Raw genomic sequence first — 21,369 nt, 5'->3', positions numbered from 1 at the left:
GAACCATGGGGCCTGCAGCCGGTCCATCAGCCTGGATGCGCACCGACGAAGGGCGCCCGCACCAGCATGGCGCGGCGCTGATGCCGGCCAAGCGAACCGGTATACTGGCGCCCCTCGGCCCTGGGTGCCGACCCCGATTCCTTGCTCCTCCTGCCGAAGGTCAATCATGCGTAACGATGCTCTCGATGAACTGGACGATGTTCCCAGCCTGTCAACCGACGCGCAGGACCGCGACGAGTTCGGCCACCACCCACGCCGTGTCGCCTCCACGCCGGCCCGGGGCGGTCGCACGGGGTACGAGCCCGAAGCCCGAGGCGGCGCCAGCACCGGTCCGCTGTGGGCCCTGCTGGGCGCCACCGTCATCGCCTTCTGTGGCCTCGGCTGGTGGAGCTTCCAGCAGATCTCGATGATGGAGCAGCAACTGGTGGCCACCCAGGAAAGCTTCGCCCGCATCAGCGAAGAGGCCGCCGGGCGCATCAAGGACATCAGCGGCAAGGTGGTCGCCACCGAGTCCAACGTCACCAGCGGCAGCGAGTCCATCAAGCTGGACATCCGCCAGCTGCAATCCCGCCTGGCCGAGGTGGCCAAGCAGCAGCAGGCCCTCAGCGCCCAGCTGGGCAGCCAGGACAAGCGCGTCGAGCAGCTTTCCGGCGACTTCAAGACCCAGAGCGGCTCCGCCGGCCAACTGGACAGCCGCCTGCAGAGCCTGGCCGAAGAACAGGCCCGCCTGAAGGCCGCACAAGGCGACGCCGCCAAGCTGGACGAGCGCATCAAGGCGCTGGCCGGTGAAGTGGAGGCCCTGAAGAAGCAGGGCAACCCCAGCCAGGCCATCAAGAGCCTCGAACAGGACCTGCTGGTCCTGCGCAGCCAGCTGGACAGCCGCCCGGCCCAGGCCCCGGCAGCTGCGGGCGGTGGTGCCAACCAGGCCGAGTTCGATGCCTTCCGCGCGCAGATGACCCGCAACATCAGCACCCTGCAGAGCCAGGTGCAGAACCTGCAGCAGCAGATCAACGCGCGCTGATCCATCACCGCAGTGAACGAAGCCCCGGCCTGCAAGGCCGGGGCTTCGTTCATCGCAGCGTTGCCGCTTACAGGCGCGGGTAGTCGATATAGCCGACCGGGCCCTTGCCGTAGAAGGTTTCCGGGTGCGGCTCGTTCCAGGGCGCATCCTTCTCCAGGCGGGCTGGCAGGTCCGGGTTGGCGATGAAGGGGATGCCCCAGGCCACGGCGTCGGCCTTGCCTTCGGCGATCCAGGCATTGGCCTGGTCCTTGGTGAAGCGCTCGTTGGCGATGAACACGCCGCCGAAGGCTTCCTTCAGTTGCGGGGCCAGGCTGTCGTCGGCTTCCTTCTCGCGGGCGCAGATGAAGGCGATGCCGCGCTTGCCCAGTTCATGGGCCACGTAGCCGAAGGTCTCGGCACGGTTGGAGTCGCCCATGTCGTGGGCGTCGGCACGCGGTGCCAGGTGCACGCCGACACGGCCGGCGCCCCAGACCTTGATCAGCTCGTCGGTGATCTCCAGCAGCAGGCGCGCGCGGTTCTCCAGGGAGCCGCCGTAGCGGTCGGTGCGGGTGTTGGTGCTGTCCTGCAGGAACTGGTCCACCAGGTAGCCGTTGGCGGCGTGCAGCTCGACACCGTCGAAGCCGGCAGCCAGGGCATTCTCCGCGCCGAGGCGGTAGGCCTCGATGACGTCGGCGATCTCCTCGGTCTCCAGCGCGCGGGGCACCGGGTAGTCACGCAGCGGGCGCAGCAGGCTGACGTGTCCCTTGGCGGCGATGGCGCTGGGGGCCACCGGAGCCTCGCCGTCCAGGTAGCTCGGGTCGGAGATGCGGCCCACGTGCCACAGCTGCAGGACGATCTTGCCGCCGTTGGCGTGCACGGCCTTGGTCACGTTGCTCCAGCCCTTGACCTGGTCGTCGTTCCAGATGCCGGGGGTGTCGGGGTAGCCGACGCCCATCGGGGTCACGGCGGTGGCCTCGCTGATGATCAGGCCGGCGGACGCGCGCTGGCTGTAGTACTCGGCCATCAGCGCGTTGGGCACGCGGCCTTCGTCGGCGCGGCAGCGGGTCAGGGGGGCCATGATGATGCGGTTGGCCAGTTCCAGGTCGCCCACTTTGATCGGATCGAACAATGTTGCCATTTTGAACACCTCGTCTTAGTCGAGAGCGGTTTCCAGCTCGGGTTTGCGTTGGCTGAAGGTCAGCAGGGTGGCGACCAGCGCCAGGATGGCGAGTACGGCAGCGGCGAGCGGCACGCGGGTCAGACCCAGGCCCTGCTCGATCACCACGCCACCGACCCAGGCGCCGAGGGCATTGCCCACGTTGAAGGCGCCGATATTGAGGGTGGAGACCAGGTTCGGCGCACCGGCGCCGAACGCCACCACGTTCACCTGCAGGGCCGGTACGGCCGCGAAGGCAGCGGTGGCCCAGAGGAACAGGGTGATCTCCATGGGAATCAGGTACGGGCTGGCCAGGTGCACCACGGTGGAGGTGACGGCCAGGGCGATGAACACGCCCATCAGCGTCTGCGCCAGCTTCCAGTCGGCCAGGCGGCCGCCGATGAAGTTGCCCAGGGTCAGGCCCAGGCCGATCAGCAGCAGCGTGCCGGTCACGCCGCGCGGCGACACCCCGGTGATCTCGCCCAGCAGCGGCGCCACGTAGGTGAAGATGCAGAACACCGCCGCCGAGAACAGCACCGTGGTCGACAGCGCCAGCCACAGCCCGGCCCCGCGCAGGGCGGCCAGCTCGGCGCGCATGTCGGCGGCCTCTTCGTCATCCTGGCGCGGCAGCACGCGCCACAGCCCTATGAAGGCCGCCACGCCGATCAGCGTCACCGCCCAGAAGGTCGAGCGCCAGCCCGCCACCTGGCCCAGCGCGGTGCCCAGGGGCACGCCCAGCACGTTGGCCAGGGTCAGCCCGGTGAACATCAGCGCCACCGCCGACGCCTTGCGGTTCGGCGGCACCAGGCTGGCGGCCACCACCGAGCCGATGCCGAAGAAGGCCCCGTGGCAGAGCGCCGTCACCACCCGTGCCAGCATCAGCAGGTCGTAGTTCAGTGCCGTGGCACACAGCAGGTTGCCGAGGATGAAGATCGCCATCAGCGCCAGCAGTGCCGCCTTGCGAGGAAAGCGCGCCGTGGCCATGGCCATGAACGGCGCGCCGACCGCCACGCCCAGGGCGTAGCCGGTCACCAGCCAGCCGGCGACGGGGATGCTCACGGACAGGTCCGTGGCGACATCGGGCAGCAGGCCCATGATCACGAATTCAGTGGTGCCGATGGCGAATGCGGACAAAGCCAGGACGAGAAGCGCGGTTGGCATGGGCCAGCTCCTGAGTGAATGGGGGCAGGTGGCAAAGGGGCCGAGGTGAGCCCGCCGGGCGGGACTCTTGATCGGGCACTGCGGTCAGAGTTCGGTGCTCATCCGCTGCAGGAACGCCTCGATTACGGCCTCGTTGCGCTTGAAGAAGTTCCACTGGCCGATGCGTCGGCTGGTCACCAGGCCAGCCTTCTGCAACGTGGTCAGGTGGGCCGATACGGTGGACTGGGAGAGCCCGGTGCGCTGGTCGAACTTGCCGGCGCACACGCCGATCTCGAACGGGTGATCCTGCTCGACGAAGTAGCGTTCCGGCTCCTTGAGCCACAGCAGCATGTCGCGCCGTACCGGGTGGGCGAGAGCCTTGAGGATCTCGCCCAGGTCGATGTCGAGGCTGTCGGGGGTGTCGGTCATGGCCGTCTCCACCAGTCATATCGGAATGGAGCGAACTATATATCGGGCAAAAACGATACGGGATCGTTTCCCGCGATAGTCATCATCAGCCCGGCTGATGGGCATGCACCGACACAACGGAGTTTTTCAGCCGCCTGCTAAGCTGGCGCGATGAATTACCTCGCCCACCTCCACCTCGGCGGCCCCGCGCCCCACCAACTGCTCGGCAGCCTCTACGGCGACTTCGTCAAAGGGCCGCTGGACGGCCGTTGGCCCCACGCCATCGAGGCCGGCATTCGCCTGCACCGGCGCATCGACCTGTTCACCGACACCCACCCGCTGGTGCGGGCCGCCCGCGCCCTGTTCCCGGCGGCTCGGCGGCGGGTGTCCGGCATCCTGCTGGACCTGTTCTTCGACCACTGCCTGGCCCGCGACTGGGCCGACTACGCCGAGGTGCCGCTGCCCGCCTTCACCGGGCAGGTCTACCGGGTGCTGGCCGACCAAGCGGCGCTGCCCGGTGCCCTGGCCCGCATCGCCCCGCGCATGGCCGAGCAGGACTGGCTCGGCAGCTACCGCGAGTTCGACACCCTGGCAGCCGTGGTGGGTGGCATGAGCCGCCGCCTGTCCCGCCCCGAGCTGCTGGCCGGCGGCTTCGATGAACTGGCCGAGCGCTACCAGCCCCTGAGCGATCACTTCCGGCGCTTCTACCCCGAGCTGCAGCGCTTCGCCGCCCAGGCCGGCATGGCTTGACCTGCATCAAGCCCCGGTAGCGCATCGGGGCGTGCAATGCGTGGACCCCGGACCACCCCGGTCCGGCCTGACGAGAACAGTGGAGGTGCTCCGATGAAAGCGCTGCTCCTGGCGACCGACCTGTCCAACCGCTCCGAACGTGCCCTGCATCGTGCCGCCCAACTGGTGCGGCAGTTCCGTTGCCCCTGGACGGTGCTGCACGTGGTGGATGCCGACCAGCCCCAGGCCCTGGCCAGCGCCTGGAGCGCCCAGGTCCACGAGGCCCTCGCCTCGCACCTGGGCGAGATCGCCGAACTGGCGGGCGCCGCCCCGGCGCTGCGCGTCGAAGTAGGCGACCCGGCCGAGCGCATCGTCGACTTCGCCCGTAGCCAGGGCTTCGACCTGCTGGTGATGGGCTGCCACCGGCGCAACGCCCTGCGCGACGTGTTCGTCGGCACCACCCTGGAGCGCGTGCTGCGCACCGGGGACACACCGGTGCTGGTGGTCAACCGCGAGACCGACGGGCACTACCACGACATCCTCGTCGGCCTCGACCTCTCGCCCTGTTCGGCCCGCGCGGCCCAGGCGGCTCGTGAACTGGGGATTCTGGAGCTGGCCCGCAGCCGTGCGCTCTACGCCTTCGAGCCCTTCGCCCGGCTCACCCTGCTGGGTGCCGGGCTGTCCGACAGCGCCCTGGAGGACCATGAACAACGCGAAGCCGTGGCGGCCCGTTCGGCCCTGGCGCAGTTCCTTGGCGAGCAGGGGCTGCTGGGCGTGTTCAGCCAGCATTCGGCGGAGGAGGGGTTGCCCATCACCGTGCTGCGCCATGCACTGCAGCAGGCCGAACCGGACCTGCTGGTGCTGGGCACGCGGGGCATGAGCGGGGTCAAGCGGGCATTGATCGGCAGCGTGGCGGACGCCGCCCTGCGGGAGTTCGATTGCGACATGCTGGTGGTGCCGCCCGCCCGCTGAGGCAGCGGCTCAGGCCGCCAGCTCGTCGGACGGGGCTTCACCGAACAGCGCCACCTGCACCGCCTGCTGGGCCTCGCGGGCCAGGGCGTTGCGGTGGCGACCGCTGCTGGGGATGGGCGTCAGCAGGCGGATCTCCACCTCGCTGCACGGGCTGCGCAGCAGGCGCACCAGGTGGGACACCAGGTCATCCTCGCCAATGAACGGCGCCACGCTGTCCCGCTCGCCATCGCGCAGGTAGCGGATCGCCACCGGCTGCACCGCCACCCCGGTCTCGCAGGCGCTGGTCAGCAGGCGGCCATGGAAGGTGCGCACCAGGCTGCCGTCGGTGGTGGTGCCTTCCGGGAAGATCAGGAGGTTGCGACCCAGCCCCAGGTGCCGGCCCAGTTGCTGCCCCACCAGGTTGCTCTCCCCCGAACCCCGGCGGATGAACAGCGTCCCGGCCTTGTGCGCCAGCCAGCCGGCCACCGGCCAGGCGCGCACCTCCGCCTTGGACAGGAAGGACAGCGGCGCGAGCATGCCCAGCAGGGGGATGTCGGTCCACGACACATGGTTGCTGACCCACAGCATCGGCACCGTCGGCACCTCGCCCTCCACCCGCACCCGGAAGGGCAGGGCGCCGGCCAGGCGCGCCAGGAACCAGCGGGTCAGGCGCTGCCGGCGCGGCATCAGGTCCCGTCCCCGGGCCAGCCGTTCCAGCATCACCACCCCGCTCGCCAGCAGCAGGCCGAGGCCGATCACCGCCAGCAGGCGTAGCACCCGCAGGTAGAAGCGCAGCCCGGCCACGGCGTCAGACCGCCGCCTTGAAGTGGCGGGCGTAGCGCGGGCACAGCTCGTCGCGCTTGAGCAGGATGAACACGTCGGCGACCTGGAAGTCCGGGTCCCAGCACGGCTCGCCGCAGATCTTCGCTCCCAGGCGCATGTAGGCCTTCAGCAGCGGCGGCATCTCTGCGATCACGTTGCCCGGCAGCTCCAGCGCCGGCAGCGGGGTGCGCGGCTCGGCACGCAGGTGCTCGGTGCACAGGTAGCGTTCGCGCAGGCGCTGCATGATGGCCTGGGCCTGGATGCCGCCGTCCTGCATGGGGATGCTCGCGCAGCCCATCAGGTAGCGGTAGCCGCCCTCGTTGAGCACCTCCGCCAGCTCGCTCCAGAGCACCGCGATGGTGCCGCCGTTGCGGTAGGCCGCATCGACGCAGGTGCGGCCGATCTCCAGCACCGGGCCCTGCAGCTCGCCCAGGCCTTCGAGACGGAACTCCTCCTCGCTGTAGAAGCGGCCGATGTCGTGGGCGGCCTGGTGGTCCAGCAGGCGGGTGGTGGCCACCAGCTCACCGCTGTCCAGGTCGCGCACACCGATGTGCTGGCAGTGCGGGTCGAAGTCATCCATGTCGAGGCCGAATTCGGCGCCCTTGAGCTTGGCATCGAACTCCGCGCTGAACACCCGGTAGCGCAGGGCCTGGGCTTCACGCAGGGCAGCCACCCCGCTGAGGCGCTCGGCCTGCAGGCGGCGTGGGCTCTTGTCGCCGCGTGCGGCGTTGTCGCGGGTGATAGCGATCTGAGTCATGAGTAAGCCTCCATTTGGGCCGGCTAGATCCCGGTTGCAGCCGGACGATCTTGTTGTGCAAGCTCAGGCTAGGCAGACCCGGTGTCACCTCCGTGACGTTTCCGTGATGCTTGAATGACAGCCCCCAAGGAGACCGCCCATGACCTGGCAACGCCTGCTCGAGACCCGTGACCGCCTGCCCGCGCAGCCTCTCGAAGAGTGGTACGGCAGCCTGCTGGAGCGCCTGGGCGAGGCCACGCCCTTCGAACTCGCCATCCTCGGCGGGCGCCTCGCCGCCACCCCGGGGCTGGCCTTCCTCGCGGGCTACCAGGGCGCGCTGCGCCTGCTCTGGCCCTCCGCCCCGCGCAGCCTCGGCGCCCTCTGCGTGACCGAAGCGCGCAGCGTGCGCCCGGCGGACATGCAGGTCCGCCTCGACGGGCTCAGCCTCAATGGCCGCAAGGACTTCGTCACCGCCGCCGACGCCGCCGACTGGCTGCTGGTGGCCGCCCGCGAGGAAGCCGACGGCGAAGCCCCGCGCCTGGCCCTCACCGTGGTGCGCAACGGCGCCCCCGGCGTGCGCATCGAACCCCTGCCGGCGCTGCCGCTGATGCCCGACATCCCCCACGCCCGCCTGCACCTGGACGGCGCCCATTGCGAGCGCCTCGCCGGGGACGGCTGGGATGCCTACGTCAAACCCTTCCGCAGCCTTGAAGACCTCCACGTCCTCGCCGCCCTCAGCGCCTGGCTGCTGGGTGTCGGCCAGGACAGCGGCTGGCCGCCGGCCCTGCGCATGCGCCTGCTGGGGCTGCTGGCCGGCGCCGCCGAAGTGGCCCGGCTGTGCGCCACCAGCCCGGTGATGCACGTCATGCTGGCCGGCCTCTTCGCCGAGTTCGACGGCCTGCGCAGCGAACTGGACGCCGCCTTCGCCAGCGGCCCCGCGCCGTGGGCAACACTCTGGACGCGCGACCAGGGCCTGCTGGCCATCGCCGGCGCCGCACGCGCCACGCGCTTGGCCAAGGCGCGGGAGGCACTGGGGTGGGTGGATTGAACCCGGGCGGTTGACACCGTCCAGTGGCGCGGCCGTACACGGCTATCGGAAGCGCCTGATGGAATCGCCCTTGCCCAACCCGGCAGGCTCCGTCCTCCCAGTTCCAATGGACGGAGCCCCGCATGTTCAACCCCGCCAACCAGGCGCACTTCAGCCTCGACATCGAAGGCGCCAACCCTGACTTCAAGGTCCTCGCCTTCACCGGCCACGAAGCCCTCAACCAGCCCTTCCGTTTCGACATCGAACTGGTCAGCGAGCGCAGCCGCCTCGACCTCGAAAGCCTCCTGCACAAACCCGCCTTCCTCGCCTTCACCCCCGACGGTCGCGGTGTCCACGGGCAGGTCTTCGGCATCGCCGTCGGCGAGATCGGCAACCGCCTCACCCACTACCACCTGACCCTCGTCCCGCGCCTCGCCTACCTCGCCCTGCGCCACAACCAGCGCATCTTCCAGCACCTCAGCGTCCCGCAGATCATCGGCCAGGTCCTCGAAGACCACGGCATCCTCGCCGACGCCTACCGCTTCCGCCTCGGCCCCAAGGCACCGCCACCGCGCGACTACTGCACCCAGTACGACGAAAGCGACCTGCACTTCATCAGCCGCCTCTGCGAAGAAGAGGGCCTGCACTTCCACTTCGAACACCAGAGCGACAGCCACCTGCTGGTCTTCGGCGAAGACGCCAGCGCCTTCCCCAAACTCGGCCGCCCCGTCGCCTACCTCGCCAACACCGGCCAGGTCGCCGACGAACCCGTCATCAAACGCTTCGGCCTGCGGATGGAAGCCCGCACCCTGCGCGTCACCCGCCGCGACTACTTCTTCGAAAAGCCCAGGCTGCTGATGGAAGCCGCCCACACACCCCAGGACGACCTCCCTCAACCCGACCTCGAAGACTACGACTACCCCGGCCGCTTCACCGAGCGCGACCGTGGTCGCCGCCTTGCCCGCCAGGCCCAGGAACGCCACCGCCGCGACTACCGCCTCGCCGACGGCGACAGCGACGAACCGCGCCTGGTCAGCGGCCACCTCCTCAACCTCTCCGACCACCCCAAACCGGAATGGAACGACCTCTGGCTGATCACCGCCCTGCACCACGAAGGCAAGCAGCCCCAGGTGCTGGAAGAGTTCGCCTCCATCGACGGCATGGCGAAAAGCGCCAAAAGTGCCTTGAGCAACCTGGCCAGCAAAGCCCTCGGCGTCTCACTGCCCACCGCCAGTGAACCCGCAACCCCCGACAGCGACTTCAAACAGGGCTACCGCAACCGCTTCCAGGCCATCCCCTGGGATGTCCCTGCCCGGCCAGACCTCAAGCACCCCAAACCGCGCATCCTCGGCAGCCAGACCGCCGTCGCCACCGGCCCCCAGGGCGAAGAAATCCACTGCGACCGCCACGGCCGCATCAAGGTCCAGTTCCACTGGGACCGCGAAGGCCAGGCCGACGAACACACCAGCTGCTGGCTGCGCGTCGCCAGCAGCTGGGCCGGCAACGCCTACGGCGCCATCGCCATCCCCCGCATCGGCATGGAAGTACTGGTCACCTTCCTCGAAGGCGACCCCGACCAACCTTTGGTCACCGGCTGCCTCTACCACGGCGTCCACCAACCGCCCTACGAACTGCCCGCGAACAAGACCCGCACCCTGCTCAAGACCGACAGCAGCCCCGGCGGCGGGGGCTACAACGAACTGCGCATCGAAGACCGCAAGGGCCAGGAGCAGATCTACATCCACGCCCAGCGCGACTGGGACGAAAACATCGAACACGACCAGAAGATCCGCGTCGGTAACCAGCGCCACGACCGGGTGGAAGGCAGCGTCTACAGCGAATTCCTCGGCGAGCAGCACCACACCCTGCACAAGGACCGCAAGACCGAGCTGAAGCTGGATGACCACCTCACCGTGGGCAACGAGCAGCACATCAAGCTCGGTGCTGGGCAGTTCGTCGAAGCAGGGCAGGAGATCCACTACTACGCCGGCGACAAGGTCGTCATCGACGCCGGCATGGAGCTCACCGCCAGCGGCGGCGGCAGTTTCCTCAAGCTCGACCCGGGCGGCGTCACCTTCAGCGGCGCCACCATCAACCTGAACTCAGGGGGCGCGGCAGGGGAGGGCTCAGGGGCCCGGCCCATCCTGCCGGGCGCGGTGAAGCCGGCGGACAAGGACAAGGCCGGCATCACCCTGGAGGCCCTGGCCAAGCAACGCCGGGTGTTCCTCCAGGCCAGCACGGGCATCTGTGAGGTCTGCGAAGCGGCCAAGCGCGCCAAGGAGGCCAAATGATGGACAGCGGATTCCTGCTCTTCGACGGCGCCTCCCACCGGCAGGCGCTGGTCTGGCTGTGCCAGCGCTTTCCCGAACACAGCCCGCGCCCCCTGTTGCAAGGCACCCCTTACGAACCGCTGGCGGCAATCGGCCCCATCCTGCTGCAGGCCGATGCCGGCACTCCGCTGAATGACGCCTGGCAGGCCGGTCAGCCCGAGCTTGAACAGGCCGTCTGGCTCAGGAGCGAGCTGCCCCTGGTCGCCTTGCGAGAGAGCCTGCGTCGGCGTTTGCGCATCCTGGCGCCGGATGGCCGCGTGTTCTGGCTGCGGCTGGCCGATGCACGCCCGCTGCGCCAGGCATGGCGCAGCCAGGTCCAGTGGCCGACGGGGTTCTGGCATGGCGTGAGCGAGGTCTGGCTGCGCGACGGGGAGGCCCCGGTCCTGGCCTGGCACAACCCTCATCCCCAACGGGATGCGACCCAGCCCGGCCCACCGCTCGAAGCCCAGATCACGCTGGATTGGCCACTGCTCGACGCACTGGCTCAACCCGAACCCCACCCGCAGGACGCACCCGCATGAACGCCCCCGCCACCCAATCCCGCCGCCTCCAGCCCGCCACCTGCCCCTTGCTGGCCGCCGTATTGCCGCTGCGTTATGCCATCGGCCCCATCGAGACGCGCAACCCCTCCACCCTGGACGCCGCCACCCTGGGGCTGCCCGCCCTCAACGGCAACTTCCCGGAGATGGGCCCCGAGCATGCCTCGCTCAAGGATCGCCCCCTGGGCTATGTCCCCCGTGCGCTGCGCGATGGCTGGTTGTACGTCTGGGAAGACAGCCTCAAGGCACTCAGCGAATACCGGGTGGACGCCGCCATGCTGAAACCGACCGCACGCGGCGCCCCCGCACCGGACACCACCACCCGCGCCTACCTGATGCTGGAGGCGGGTGCACCGGTGCTGATGGCCTGGTCCCCCATCCGCTGGAGTGCCGACGTCTTCGCGGAGCTGGAGAGTCAGCCTGCCAAGCGCCAACGCATGATGCGCAGCCTGACCCCCGGCGTGGCGCCCTTCAGTGGCAGCGTCCAGGCCGTGCACGGGCAGATCGGCGACCTGAAGACCGAGCACTACACCTGGAGCATCGCCGCCAGAAAGGCCAGCTACTGGCTGCTGCAAGACCCGCCCCTCAAACCCATGCAGCGCTGCGAGCAGCAGCACTTCGCCCTCGTCGACGACCCCTGGGGCGTACTGGGTGACCTGGCCGCCCTGGTGCGCGAGCGCCGCATCGCCTTCACCAAGCTCAACAAGCACCGCAACGACGAGTGGGCCACGGCCGAACTGATCCAATCCGTGGCCGACAGCGACGAAGTCATCCGCAGCAACCTCGCCTCCATGATCGACGTGCCCCAGCTGCAGAAGGTTCTGAAGCAGCCGGCCATGGCGCTGGACGCCCTCGATGCCGACCTGCGGCGCCTGACGGAGTGCTGGGCCCGCTGGTTCGAGACCCTGGAAGGCGGCATGCCGTCGCACCTGGACTCCGCCTGCGCCATGTTCGACCTGACCCAGCCCGATCAGCGCGACCTGCTGGAAATCCACTTCGCCTGCAGTTGCCTGGGGCCCTCCGCCACCCCCCTGGGGGTGACGACCCTGGAGCGGGAGCTGGACGCTGCCCAACCGAGGGAGCAGCCCTGGTTGCTGTGGTCGTTGCTGGGGGCCACCCGCAAGATCGACCCCGGCACCCTGAAGCAAGCCTTGCACCTGCCGGAAGCCCTCGCCGACGTGACCGACGCCCCTGGCGCCGCCGCCCGCCTCGCCAGGGCGACCGCCTTCGCCACGGCCGTCAACCTCGCCGCCGATCAGGTGCAGGTGTTGAATCCGGCGCGCGGTGGTGACCCCCTGTTCGCCGTGCTCTCACCCAGCCTCGGCGGGCGCTTGCGCAGCCTGAGTGAACAGATCCACCCCCTGGCCTACAACCTCATGACCGCCATGCTGGTACGCAGCGCCCAGCGCCTGGAGGTGGACAGTCTGAGCCGAGTGGATGCGATCGGCTGGCTCAACGAGCAGATCGACCAGGCCCACAACAAGGGCCAACTGCGCCGCCTCAAGAAGCAACTGGAGAAGGAGATCCGCAACCAGGCGCGTGCCGCCCGCGAGGCCGTCGGCCTTTCAACCCCCGCCAAAACCCCCACAGCGACCCAGGTCGAGGAGGCCATTCCGCATCTCCGTGTCGTACCGGCCCCAGAAGCGGCCCCGCCCCATCCCTCACCCGGCTATGGCAGCGACGCCCCGCGCGCGCCCGGCAAGCCCGGCACAACGCTGCCGCCCCTGAGCGGAAAAGCCGCGCGCCTCTCACTGGGGGTGCCTCGAAATATCAGCGAACTGCTGAACGAGGCGCCCTTGAAGACATTGATTGCGTTTGTGTCGGTTTGGAATTTGGCGGCGGTGGCAACGCAGGCCTGGAATGAGACATCCACGAAGAGCGTTATTTCGGCTGTTGGTGCTGTGACGGCTACGGCAACTGCATCTGCGGCAGTTCTGCAGCAACTTGCTGACGTTCGTTGGGAGCAGCATGTAGGTAGTGCCAGTAAGCTCGACGTCAAGGCTCAGGAGTACTTGGCACGCGCATTGGGCCTGGGAGCCGGAGCTATGCGGCTGCAAGCCATCACCGCAGGCTTGGATGTGTTCATCTACGGCTGGCAAGCGCTGGATGCTTACCAGGCTGGCGACCTGGATACTGCGGCAGTCAGCCTGGGGCTGGTTGGAGCCAACCTTGCTTACGCCCACGTCTCGTTGCGAGCCATGCGCGCCTTGCGCCTGGCTCGCACAGCAGTACTCGCCGGTGAGTCGGCGGCCCTGTCTACCGGTATCCGCGTGTTGTCCCTGCCCCTGCGCCTGAGTCTGGTGGGGCTGGTTGGCACCATCCTGATCGGCATGGTCTCCCTGCTCTACACAAAAGACACCCCGCTGGAAAGCTGGCTCAAGCAGACCCGTTTCGGTATCCGCCCTGCGGACTGGTCAGGCAGCCTCACCGGTACCCTCGAGGCCTTCTGGCGCATCATCTTGCCTGTCAGCCTGATTCTGGAACGCAGGCAGGGCCTCAACACGCGGGGCCAATGGGTGAATGAAATGGCCCTGGTGCTGCACCTGCCCGGCCAGAGCGAGTACCAACCGGGCATGGTCACCTTCGATGGCTATGAAGAATGGGAGGACCTGAGCATCAACAGGCGTTGGTGTGTCCCGCTGGTATGGGAGCGGGACGATCCCATTCCCTTCGATACACAGATCTGCACGCCCTACGACAGGCAGGATGCCGGCGGCGTCTGGCTGCGCCGTGCCTACCACAATCGCCTCGACAGAATCGTCGCCATCCGCGGCAGCCTCACCTACTACCCCGCTGAAGGGCTGAGCCTGCCGGCCATCGACATTGAAGTGAAATGACCATGCCTGACACGACACCGATCACCTTCGTCCGGCGCTTTACCCAAGTGCCGGACAGTCGACTGCTCCAGGCTGATAAGTCCACCGAGGCACAGCTTATGTGCATGCCCGAAGTGGAGGAACAGACCGAGCGCTACCTGAGCCTTGAGCACGGGGAAAGTGTGGATCGGGGGGGCTGGACCGGGGCGTTGGGTGGGGTGGGGGGCGCTTTTTTGTTCTTCTTTGCGCTGTCTATTTTGATAGATGGCCGCACCGAAATCGCTCTCAACCTCTTCTTGGTTGCGCTTGCGTGTGTTCTGGTCCCTTTCATCTTTGAAGTGCGCCAGCCCATGCCCCTGCCTATCCTGCTCAACCGCCGCACCCGAGAGCTGTACTTCGAGCAGGACGGCGAGCTGTACCACACCCCCTGGGACGGCATTGCTGCTGCAGCCTATCCCTTCGAAACTGTGGGGCTCTATACCGGTGGCATGCGCCATGCCGCACTGGAAGTGCTGCTACACCGCTACGGCCACCCGGAGGAGCAGGTGGTGATCAACCTGGGGTCGCCCATTGGCAAGAGCCTGGAGATGCAGTTGGGCTTTTGGGAGTACCTGCGGGCCTATATGGATAACGGCCCCTGGTTCGATGAACACGGCAGGCCCAGCGAATCGCCCGCGTTCAACCAGAGCCTGTTGGAGGTGCGCAAGCGGCGAGGGCATTGGACTCGCCTTCAGTGGCGAGACATCAAGGAGCAGTATGTTGCTCATGGTGCGCTCAGCTATCTCAATCTCTCAGACGTGGCGCTTTTGCTGGGGGGCATGATGTTTGCGCCATTCAACGCCCTGCAGAACTTCACCTACGCCATCGCCAAACGCCGTGCTCGCAGCCAATGGCCGGCCCTGGTCCGCGAGCGCCTGCGGGCCGATGGCCCCACCAGTCGGCTGGTGGATCTGGAGCAGCAGGCATGACGGCGGAGGCTGCCCGCACGTCTGCCCGACGCTTCGCCCAAGTGCCTGACAGTTGCCTGCTCCAGTCCGACCAGTCCACGCAAGCACCGCTTATGTGCATGCCCGAAGTGGAGGAGCAGACCGAGTTCTACCTGAGCATCGAGCACGGGGAGAGTGCGGACAGAGGAATGTGGACGGGGGCCTTGGGGGGAGGCGTGCTACTGATATTCGGAGGCTTCTCAATAGCTTTTTTCTTGGATGGCAGAACTGGGCCAGGGTGGGCGTGTTTAGCCTTGATTAGTGTGGCCCTGCTAGTGCCCTTCCTACTGGAAATCTTCCGTCCAATGCCCCTGCCGATCCTGCTCAACCGGCGCACCCGCGAGCTGTACTTCGAGCAGGACGGCGAGCTGTACCACACCCCCTGGGACGGCATCGCCGCTGCGGCCTATCCCTTCGACACCTTCGGGCTGTACACCGGCGGCATGCGCCATGCCGCGCTGGAGGTGCTGCTGCACCGCTACGGCCACCCGGAGGAGCAGGTGGTGATCAACCTGGGTTCGCCCATCAGCAAGAGCCTGGAGATGCAGTTGGGCTTTTGGGAGTACCTGCGGGCTTACATGGAGCACGGTCCCTGGTTCGATGAGCAGGGGCAGCGCAGTGATACGCCAGAGCGTGTGGACGAGCTGCGAGAGGTGCGCAGCAGCAAAGGCCAATCGGTTCGCTTGTACTGGGGCCTGATCAAGGCGGAGTACCACGCCAACAATGGACGCAATTTCCTCAGTTACGCCGACGCTGTTCTACTGCTGGGCAGCATCCTGTTGCTGCCGATGCGCACCTTGCAAAACCTCACCTATGCCATCGCCAAGCGCCGGGCCCGCACCCAATGGCCGGCCCTGGTCCGCGAGCGCCTGCGGGCCGATGGCCCCACCAGCCGGCTGGTGGATCTGGAGCAGCAGGCGTGACGACGGAGGCTTCCCGCGCCTTCGCCCAGCGCTTTACCCAAGTACCGGACAGTTGCCTGCTCCAGTCCGACCAGTCCACGCAAGCACCGCTTATGTGTATGCCCGAAGTGGAGGAGCAGACCGAGTACTACCTGAGCATTGAGCACGGGGAGAGTGCGGACAGAGGGATGTGGACCGGGGCGCTGGGTGGAGGAGCAGTATTTTTTGGGCTGATCGCGATTCTGCCATTGCTGCTAGACGGCGACATGCAATGGGCCAGCCGACTGGCGTTGTTTACGTACCCGCCAGTGTTCGCGGTGTTTCTGTGGGAAATCCTCCAGCCCATGCCCTTGCCGATCCTGCTTAACCGCCGCACCCGCGAGCTGTACTTCGAGCAGGACGGCGAGCTGTATCACACGCCTTGGGACGGCATTGCCGCCGCGGCCTACCCTTTCGACACCGTGGGGCTGTACACCGGCGGCATGCGCCATGCCGCGCTGGAAGTGCTGCTGCACCGCTATGGCCACCCGGAGGAGCAGGTGGTGATCAACCTGGGCTCGCCCATCAGCAAGAGCCTGGAGATGCAGCTGGGCTTCTGGGAGTACCTGCGGGCTTACATGGATAACGGCCCCTGGTTCGATGAACACGGCAGGCACAGCGAATCGCCCGCGTTCAACCAGAGTCTGTTGGATGTACGCAAACGGCGAGGCCAGTGGACGCGCCTGCAATGGCGAGATATCAAGGAGCAGTACGCTGCCAATGGTGGGCGCAATTACCTCAGTGCCTCGGATGTTGCGCTGTTGCTGGGGGGAGCACTGCATGCCCCAATCAACGCCCTACAAAACCTCACCTACGCCATCGCCAAACGCCGGGCCCGTACCCAATGGCAGGCCCTGGTCCGCGAGCGCCTGCGGGCCGATGGCCCCACCAGTCGGCTGGTGGATCTGGAGCAGCAGGCATGACGGCGGAGGCCGCCCGCGCGTTTACTCGGCGCTTCACTCTGGTGCCTGACAGTTGCCTGCTTCAGGCTGACAAATCCACAGAGGCACCGCTTATGTGCATGCCTGATGTGGAAGAACAGACTGAGCACTACCTGAGCCTTGAGCACGGCGAGAGTGCAGATCGGGGGATGTGGACCGGAGCGTTGGGGGGCGTGGGAGGGGTTGCTTTACTAGGGCTTGCGCTAGCCGTTTTCGTAGATGGTGACTTTGAGTCGGCCCTCAAAATTCTGCTGTTTGCACTGCCTTGTTTTCTGATCCCCTTCATCTGCGAAGTGCTCCAGCCGATGCCCCTGCCGATCCTGCTCAACCGTCGCACCCGCGAGCTGTACTTCGAGCAGGACGGCGAGCTGTATCACACACCCTGGGATGGGATCGCCGCTGCGGCTTACCCCTTTGACACCGTGGGGCTGTACACCGGCGGCATGCGCCATGCCGCGCGGGAAGTGCTGCTGCACCGCTACGGCCACCCGGAGGAGCAGGTGGTGATCAACCTGGGCTCGCCCATCGGCAAGAGCCTGGAGATGCAGTTGGGCTTTTGGGAGTACCTGCGGGCCTATATGGATAACGGCCCCTGGTTCGATGAACACGGCAGACACAGCAAGTCGCCCGAGTTCAACCAGAGTCTGTTGGAGGTACGCAAGACGCGCGGGCAGTGGACCCGCCTGCACTGGGGCATCCTGAAGCGCGAGTACAAGGCCAAGCAGGGGCGGAACTTCCTGGGCTATGACGACGTGATGCTGATCCTGCTAAGTGCCTTGCTTTCCCCTGTTAATGCGCTGCAAAACTTCACCTACGCCATCGCCAAACGCCGTGCTCGCAGCCAATGGCCGGCCCTGGTCCGCGAGCGCCTGCGGGCCGATGGCCCCACCAGCCGGCTGGTGGATCTGGAACAGCACCCCTAAGCCTCCTCGGCTGTCGCGGATTGCGACGCAGCGCGCCTCCCTGCGACCTTTGCGCCCTTGACGAAGGGGGCGCTTGACGCAGATCAGTACGCCCGGACAAGGGGCTCCGCATGCTGTGCGCCGCAACCGAATCCGAGGTGTCCATGCGCCGTGAACCCATCGTGCTGTTCGACAACGGCACCCACCAATGCATGCTGTTCGACGATCTGGTCAGTGGGGACGGCATCCAGTCCAACCAGTTCCTGATCACCGACCATGACCAGTACCTGCTGCTCGATCCGGGCGGCGATCTGACCTACACCCCGCTGTCGCTGGAGCTGTCCAAGCACATCCCGGTGCAGGACCTGACCTACATCTTCGCCTCCCACCAGGACCCGGACATCATCGCGTCCCTGGACAAGTGGCTGCTGCACACCCGCGCCAAGGTGGTCTGCTCCAAGCTCTGGGCGCGCTTCCTGCCGCACCTGACCGCCAACTACCTGGCCATCAGCCATGGCATCTCCACCTACGACCGCATCATCGCGCTGCCCGACCGTGGCCAGTCGATCCCGCTCGGCCGTTGCAACCTCAAGGCGGTGCCGGCGCACTTCCTGCACTCGGTGGGCAACTTCCAGCTGTACGACCCGGTGAGCAAGATCCTCTTCTCCGGCGACATGGGCGCGTCCATGACCGAAGACGCCTCCCCGGTGCGCGACTTCACCAACCACGTGCCGGAGATGGAGGGCTTCCACCGGCGCTACATGGCCGGCAACAAGGCCTGCCGCCTGTGGGCCGCGATGGTCCGTGGCATGGACCTGGAGATGATCGTGCCGCAGCACGGCCGTCCCTTCGTCGGCAAGGAAATGATCAGCGCCTTTCTCTACTGGATTGAGAATCTCGACTGCGGCCTCGACCTGATGGGCCCCGAGGACTACCAGCTGCCTCGCTGACAGTCCGAGGCGAACGCACCTGCAGCAGGCTCGCGTTCGCCAGGCGCGCACATAGAAACCGGCCGGAAGCCTGCGCCTCCCGCCGGTTTTTTTACGGGATCGCCCACGCCGTGGTGCCACCCCGAAGTTGTCTGGAATGGCCACCTTTCGCGGCGCGTTCGGCGCTTTTGGCTGTCATCAACCCGTGCTAGGGTCGGCCTCTTCCTACAACAAGAGGCCTGCCGATGCCCATGCTCCTGCTCCGCGCCCTGTGCCTGGCCCTTGGCCTTGCCGCCGTGCTGCCCGCCCAGGCGGAACGCTGGCCCGATCCCGACTGGACGACCACCCCCGCTGCCAGCAGCCCCGCCCTCGACGCCTTCGAGCGCTACGCCTTTCCCGCCCGTGACGATGCCCAGCGCCAGGGCGTGCGCAGCGACGCGGTGGTGGTGATCCGTGATGGCGAGCTGGTCTACGAACGCTATGCCGGCCCCACCCAGGCGCAGACGCCGCACCTCACTTGGTCGGTGAGCAAGAGCCTGCTGGCCGCCACCCTGGGTGTGGCCTTTGGCGAGGGGCGCTTCAAGTTGGACGACCCGGTCGCCCGCCACTACCCCGCCTTCGCCAGCCACCCCGGCGTGCAGGTGCAGCACCTGCTGCACTGGGCCTCCGGCCTGGCCTGGCAGGAGGACTACGAATACGCCCCGCTCAAGTCCTCCGTGGTGGCCATGCTCTACACCCGAGGCCGTGGCGACATGGCTGCCTTCGCCGCCGAGCACCCGCTGGACGCCGTGCCCGGCAAGCGCTTCCGCTACTCCAGCGGCGACAGCAACGTGCTCTCCGCCGCCCTGCGCGGCATGGTGGGCGAGGCCGCCTACCCGGACTACCCCTGGACCGCGCTGTTCGAGCCCCTCGGCATCCGCTCCGCCGTATGGGAGCGGGACGCCGCCGGTACCTTCGTCGGCTCCTCCTACGCCTACCTCAGCGCCCGTGACCTGGCCCGTGTGGGCCTGCTCATGCAGCGCAACGGTCGCTGGGGCGAGCGGCAACTGCTGCCCGCCGAGTGGGTGGCCTTCAACCGCACGCCCTTCGCCGACTACCGGCCGGACCCGGAACAGCCCGGCGAAGCCGTCCCCGGCGGGCACTGGTGGCTCAACCGCGTGGTGGAGGGCGCGCCGAAGCCCTGGCCGCATGCCCCGGAAGACGCCTTTGCCGCCCTTGGCCACTGGGGCCAGGCGCTCTACGTGCTGCCCACCGAGAAGCTGGTGATCGTGCGCTACGCCGACGACCGCGACGGCACCTACCAGCACGACCGCTTCCTCGAACTGGCCCTGGCCGCCTTCGCCCCGGAGGTGAAGCCATGATCCGCCGTCGTCCCGTGCTCAGCGTCCTCGTCCTGCTGCTGCTCCTGCTCGCCGGCCTGGCCTGGCACAACCGCGTCCACCTGCAGGCCTTCCCCGGCATCATCAGCGCCTACACCGCCAAGGAGTACTGCTCCTGCCGCTACGTGATGCACAACGCGGCGGACTACTGCCAGGGCTACGTGAAGCAGTACGTGCCCATCAGCGGCTTCCTTGACGATGCCGCCGGCAAGCGCGTGACCGCCCGTGGCCTGGGGCGCAGCAACACCGCTGCCTGGCTCGGCGAGCGCCAGGGCTGCCAGTTGCTGGCGGAGCCCGACCCGCTGCTCTGAGGCCGCTCGCTCGGGTTCCACCCTGTGGAACCACCTTCGATTGTTCTCCTCCGCCCCGCGCGGTTAGCTGGAGACCGACCGCTCCGGGCGGTCTCCACCGGACGAGGAGAACAACAACAATGACCCGCTTCGCTCCCATCCAGGCCTGGCTCGACGACATCGCCGACGAGCTGCGTGCCTTGCGACACGACATCCACGCCCACCCCGAGCTCGGCTTCGAGGAGCACCGCACCGCCGAGCTGGTGGCGCGCCTGCTGGGCGACTGGGGCTACGAGGTGCACACCGGCATCGGCCGTACCGGCGTGGTCGGCGTGCTGCGCCGTGGCCGGGGTACGGCGCGGCTCGGCCTGCGGGCCGACATGGACGCGCTGCCCATCCACGAGGCCGGCGCGGCTGCCCACATCAGCCGCCATGCCGGCTGCATGCACGCCTGCGGGCACGACGGCCACACCGTGATGCTGCTGGGCGCCGCCCGCTACCTGGCCCAGGCCGGGCGCTTCGACGGCACCCTCAACCTGATCTTCCAGCCCGCCGAGGAAGGGCAGGGCGGCGCCCTGGCCATGCTGGAGGACGGCCTGCTGGAGCGCTTTCCCTGCGATGCGCTGTTCGGCATGCACAACATGCCGGGCCTGCCGGCCGGGCAACTGGCCTTCCGCGCCGGGCCGGTGATGGCCTCCCAGGACCTGCTGGAGGTCACCCTCGAAGGTGTCGGCGGGCACGGCTCCATGCCGCACCTGTGCGTCGACCCGCTGGTGGCCGGTGCCGACATCGTCATGGCCCTGCAGACGGTGGTGGCCCGCCACATCGATGCGCAGCAGGCGGCGGTGGTCAGCATCGGTGCCTTCCAGGCCGGCGAGGCGGCCAACGTCATCCCGCAGACGGCCCGCCTGCGCCTGAGCCTGCGTGCGCTGGACCCGGCGGTGCGCGAGCGCCAGCTGCAGCGGGTGATGGCGATCATCCGCGGCCACGCCGCCAGCCATGGCTGCCAGGTGCAGATCGAGCACCGGCCGGCCTACCCGGTCACCGTCAACCACCCGGCCGAGACCGCCTTCGCCCGGCGTGTCGCCCTCGACCTGGCCGGTGCCGACGCCGTGCAGGACGCGCCCACCCTCATGGGCAGCGAGGACTTCGGCTGGATGCTGCAGCGCTGCCCCGGCAGCTACCTGATGATCGGCAACGGCGACGGGCCGATGGTCCACAACCCCGCCTACGACTTCAACGACGCCATCCTCCCGAGGGGCGCCGCCTACTGGGCTGCCCTGGCCGAATCCTGGCTGCAGGTGACGCCCGTGCGCCTCGCCGAACCCGCCGCCCACGCCTGACCCG

General features: G+C 67.8%; 20 protein-coding genes. 15 read left to right on the top strand and 5 right to left on the bottom strand.

Going from position 1 to position 21,369, the window contains the following annotated elements:
- The first annotated feature begins 166 nt into the window (after positions 1-166).
- Complete coding sequence (locus tag FBY21_RS13925; protein WP_074971570.1) at positions 167-1,021, top strand: ATPase; 855 nt, start codon at positions 167-169, stop codon at positions 1,019-1,021.
- Between the two features lie 67 nt (positions 1,022-1,088).
- Here FBY21_RS13925 and FBY21_RS13920 read toward each other — a convergent pair whose 3' ends face one another.
- The 3 genes from FBY21_RS13920 to FBY21_RS13910 form a co-directional block, all read right to left on the bottom strand.
- On the bottom strand, positions 1,089-2,138 hold the full coding sequence (locus FBY21_RS13920; RefSeq protein ID WP_142011786.1) for an alkene reductase: 1,050 nt from the start codon (positions 2,136-2,138) through the stop codon (positions 1,089-1,091).
- Positions 2,139-2,153: 15 nt separating this feature from the next.
- Positions 2,154-3,317, bottom strand: a complete 1,164-nt coding sequence (locus tag FBY21_RS13915) for an MFS transporter (RefSeq protein ID WP_044409420.1) — start codon at positions 3,315-3,317, stop codon at positions 2,154-2,156.
- A gap of 84 nt (positions 3,318-3,401) precedes the next feature.
- Complete coding sequence (locus tag FBY21_RS13910) at positions 3,402-3,725, bottom strand: ArsR/SmtB family transcription factor (RefSeq protein ID WP_044409417.1); 324 nt, start codon at positions 3,723-3,725, stop codon at positions 3,402-3,404.
- 150 nt (positions 3,726-3,875) lie between these two features.
- On the opposite strand from FBY21_RS13910, the gene FBY21_RS13905 reads away from it, so the two are divergent.
- Positions 3,876-4,454, top strand: coding sequence for an ACP phosphodiesterase (locus FBY21_RS13905; protein WP_142011784.1), 579 nt, complete (start codon positions 3,876-3,878; stop codon positions 4,452-4,454).
- Positions 4,455-4,547: 93 nt separating this feature from the next.
- Positions 4,548-5,405 carry a universal stress protein gene (locus FBY21_RS13900; protein WP_142011781.1) on the top strand — a complete coding sequence of 286 codons (858 nt, stop codon included), beginning with the start codon at positions 4,548-4,550 and terminating at the stop codon, positions 5,403-5,405.
- 9 nt (positions 5,406-5,414) lie between these two features.
- On the opposite strand, the gene FBY21_RS13895 is transcribed toward FBY21_RS13900, so the two are convergent.
- Both FBY21_RS13895 and olsB read right to left on the bottom strand, forming a co-directional pair.
- Complete coding sequence (locus FBY21_RS13895) at positions 5,415-6,188, bottom strand: lysophospholipid acyltransferase family protein (RefSeq protein WP_142011778.1); 774 nt, start codon at positions 6,186-6,188, stop codon at positions 5,415-5,417.
- Positions 6,189-6,192: 4 nt separating this feature from the next.
- On the bottom strand, positions 6,193-6,963 hold the full coding sequence (gene olsB, locus FBY21_RS13890) for an L-ornithine N(alpha)-acyltransferase (protein WP_044409407.1): 771 nt from the start codon (positions 6,961-6,963) through the stop codon (positions 6,193-6,195).
- 139 nt (positions 6,964-7,102) lie between these two features.
- Here olsB and FBY21_RS13885 point away from each other — a divergent pair, with 139 nt between their 5' ends.
- From FBY21_RS13885 to FBY21_RS13830, 12 genes are all read left to right on the top strand, one after another.
- A complete protein-coding gene (locus tag FBY21_RS13885; RefSeq protein ID WP_074971568.1) occupies positions 7,103-7,990 on the top strand; it encodes an acyl-CoA dehydrogenase family protein in 888 nt (295 codons plus the stop codon).
- A gap of 122 nt (positions 7,991-8,112) precedes the next feature.
- Positions 8,113-10,260 carry a type VI secretion system tip protein VgrG gene (locus FBY21_RS13880; protein WP_142011775.1) on the top strand — a complete coding sequence of 716 codons (2,148 nt, stop codon included), beginning with the start codon at positions 8,113-8,115 and terminating at the stop codon, positions 10,258-10,260.
- The gene (locus tag FBY21_RS13875) at positions 10,260-10,820 is read left to right on the top strand and encodes a DUF4123 domain-containing protein (protein ID WP_160158602.1); all 561 of its coding nucleotides are present in this window, start codon (positions 10,260-10,262) and stop codon (positions 10,818-10,820) included. Before FBY21_RS13880 ends, FBY21_RS13875 begins: the two co-directional genes overlap by 1 nt.
- Positions 10,817-13,675, top strand: coding sequence for a toxin VasX (locus FBY21_RS13870; RefSeq protein ID WP_142011771.1), 2,859 nt, complete (start codon positions 10,817-10,819; stop codon positions 13,673-13,675). Before FBY21_RS13875 ends, FBY21_RS13870 begins: the two co-directional genes overlap by 4 nt.
- Positions 13,672-14,622 carry a hypothetical protein gene (locus FBY21_RS29950; RefSeq protein WP_232060800.1) on the top strand — a complete coding sequence of 317 codons (951 nt, stop codon included), beginning with the start codon at positions 13,672-13,674 and terminating at the stop codon, positions 14,620-14,622. Before FBY21_RS13870 ends, FBY21_RS29950 begins: the two co-directional genes overlap by 4 nt.
- 323 nt (positions 14,623-14,945) lie before the next feature.
- Positions 14,946-15,563 (top strand): hypothetical protein, encoded by a 618-nt coding sequence (locus FBY21_RS13860; RefSeq protein WP_142011769.1) that lies wholly within the window; start codon positions 14,946-14,948, stop codon positions 15,561-15,563.
- Entirely contained in the window at positions 15,560-16,504 is a 945-nt protein-coding gene (locus FBY21_RS13855) for a hypothetical protein (protein WP_253543731.1), read from the top strand. The genes FBY21_RS13860 and FBY21_RS13855 overlap by 4 nt, the downstream gene beginning before the upstream one ends.
- Before the next feature lie 323 nt (positions 16,505-16,827).
- Positions 16,828-17,445 (top strand): hypothetical protein, encoded by a 618-nt coding sequence (locus FBY21_RS13850; protein ID WP_142011767.1) that lies wholly within the window; start codon positions 16,828-16,830, stop codon positions 17,443-17,445.
- 143 nt (positions 17,446-17,588) lie between these two features.
- The gene (locus FBY21_RS13845; protein ID WP_044409827.1) at positions 17,589-18,374 is read left to right on the top strand and encodes an MBL fold metallo-hydrolase; all 786 of its coding nucleotides are present in this window, start codon (positions 17,589-17,591) and stop codon (positions 18,372-18,374) included.
- 224 nt (positions 18,375-18,598) lie between these two features.
- Complete coding sequence (locus tag FBY21_RS13840; RefSeq protein ID WP_142011765.1) at positions 18,599-19,714, top strand: serine hydrolase domain-containing protein; 1,116 nt, start codon at positions 18,599-18,601, stop codon at positions 19,712-19,714.
- Positions 19,711-20,043, top strand: a complete 333-nt coding sequence (locus FBY21_RS13835) for an amidase (RefSeq protein ID WP_142011763.1) — start codon at positions 19,711-19,713, stop codon at positions 20,041-20,043. The genes FBY21_RS13840 and FBY21_RS13835 overlap by 4 nt, the downstream gene beginning before the upstream one ends.
- A 119-nt stretch (positions 20,044-20,162) precedes the next feature.
- A complete protein-coding gene (locus FBY21_RS13830; protein ID WP_142011761.1) occupies positions 20,163-21,365 on the top strand; it encodes a M20 aminoacylase family protein in 1,203 nt (400 codons plus the stop codon).
- Positions 21,366-21,369 lie beyond the last annotated feature (4 nt).

It is taken from the genome of Pseudomonas sp. SLBN-26 (assembly GCF_006715895.1).
In the GTDB taxonomy this organism is placed as follows: domain Bacteria; phylum Pseudomonadota; class Gammaproteobacteria; order Pseudomonadales; family Pseudomonadaceae; genus Metapseudomonas; species Metapseudomonas otitidis.
Note: the sequence above shows the minus strand (reverse complement) of the source record. Positions and strands in the feature narration are given on the sequence as shown.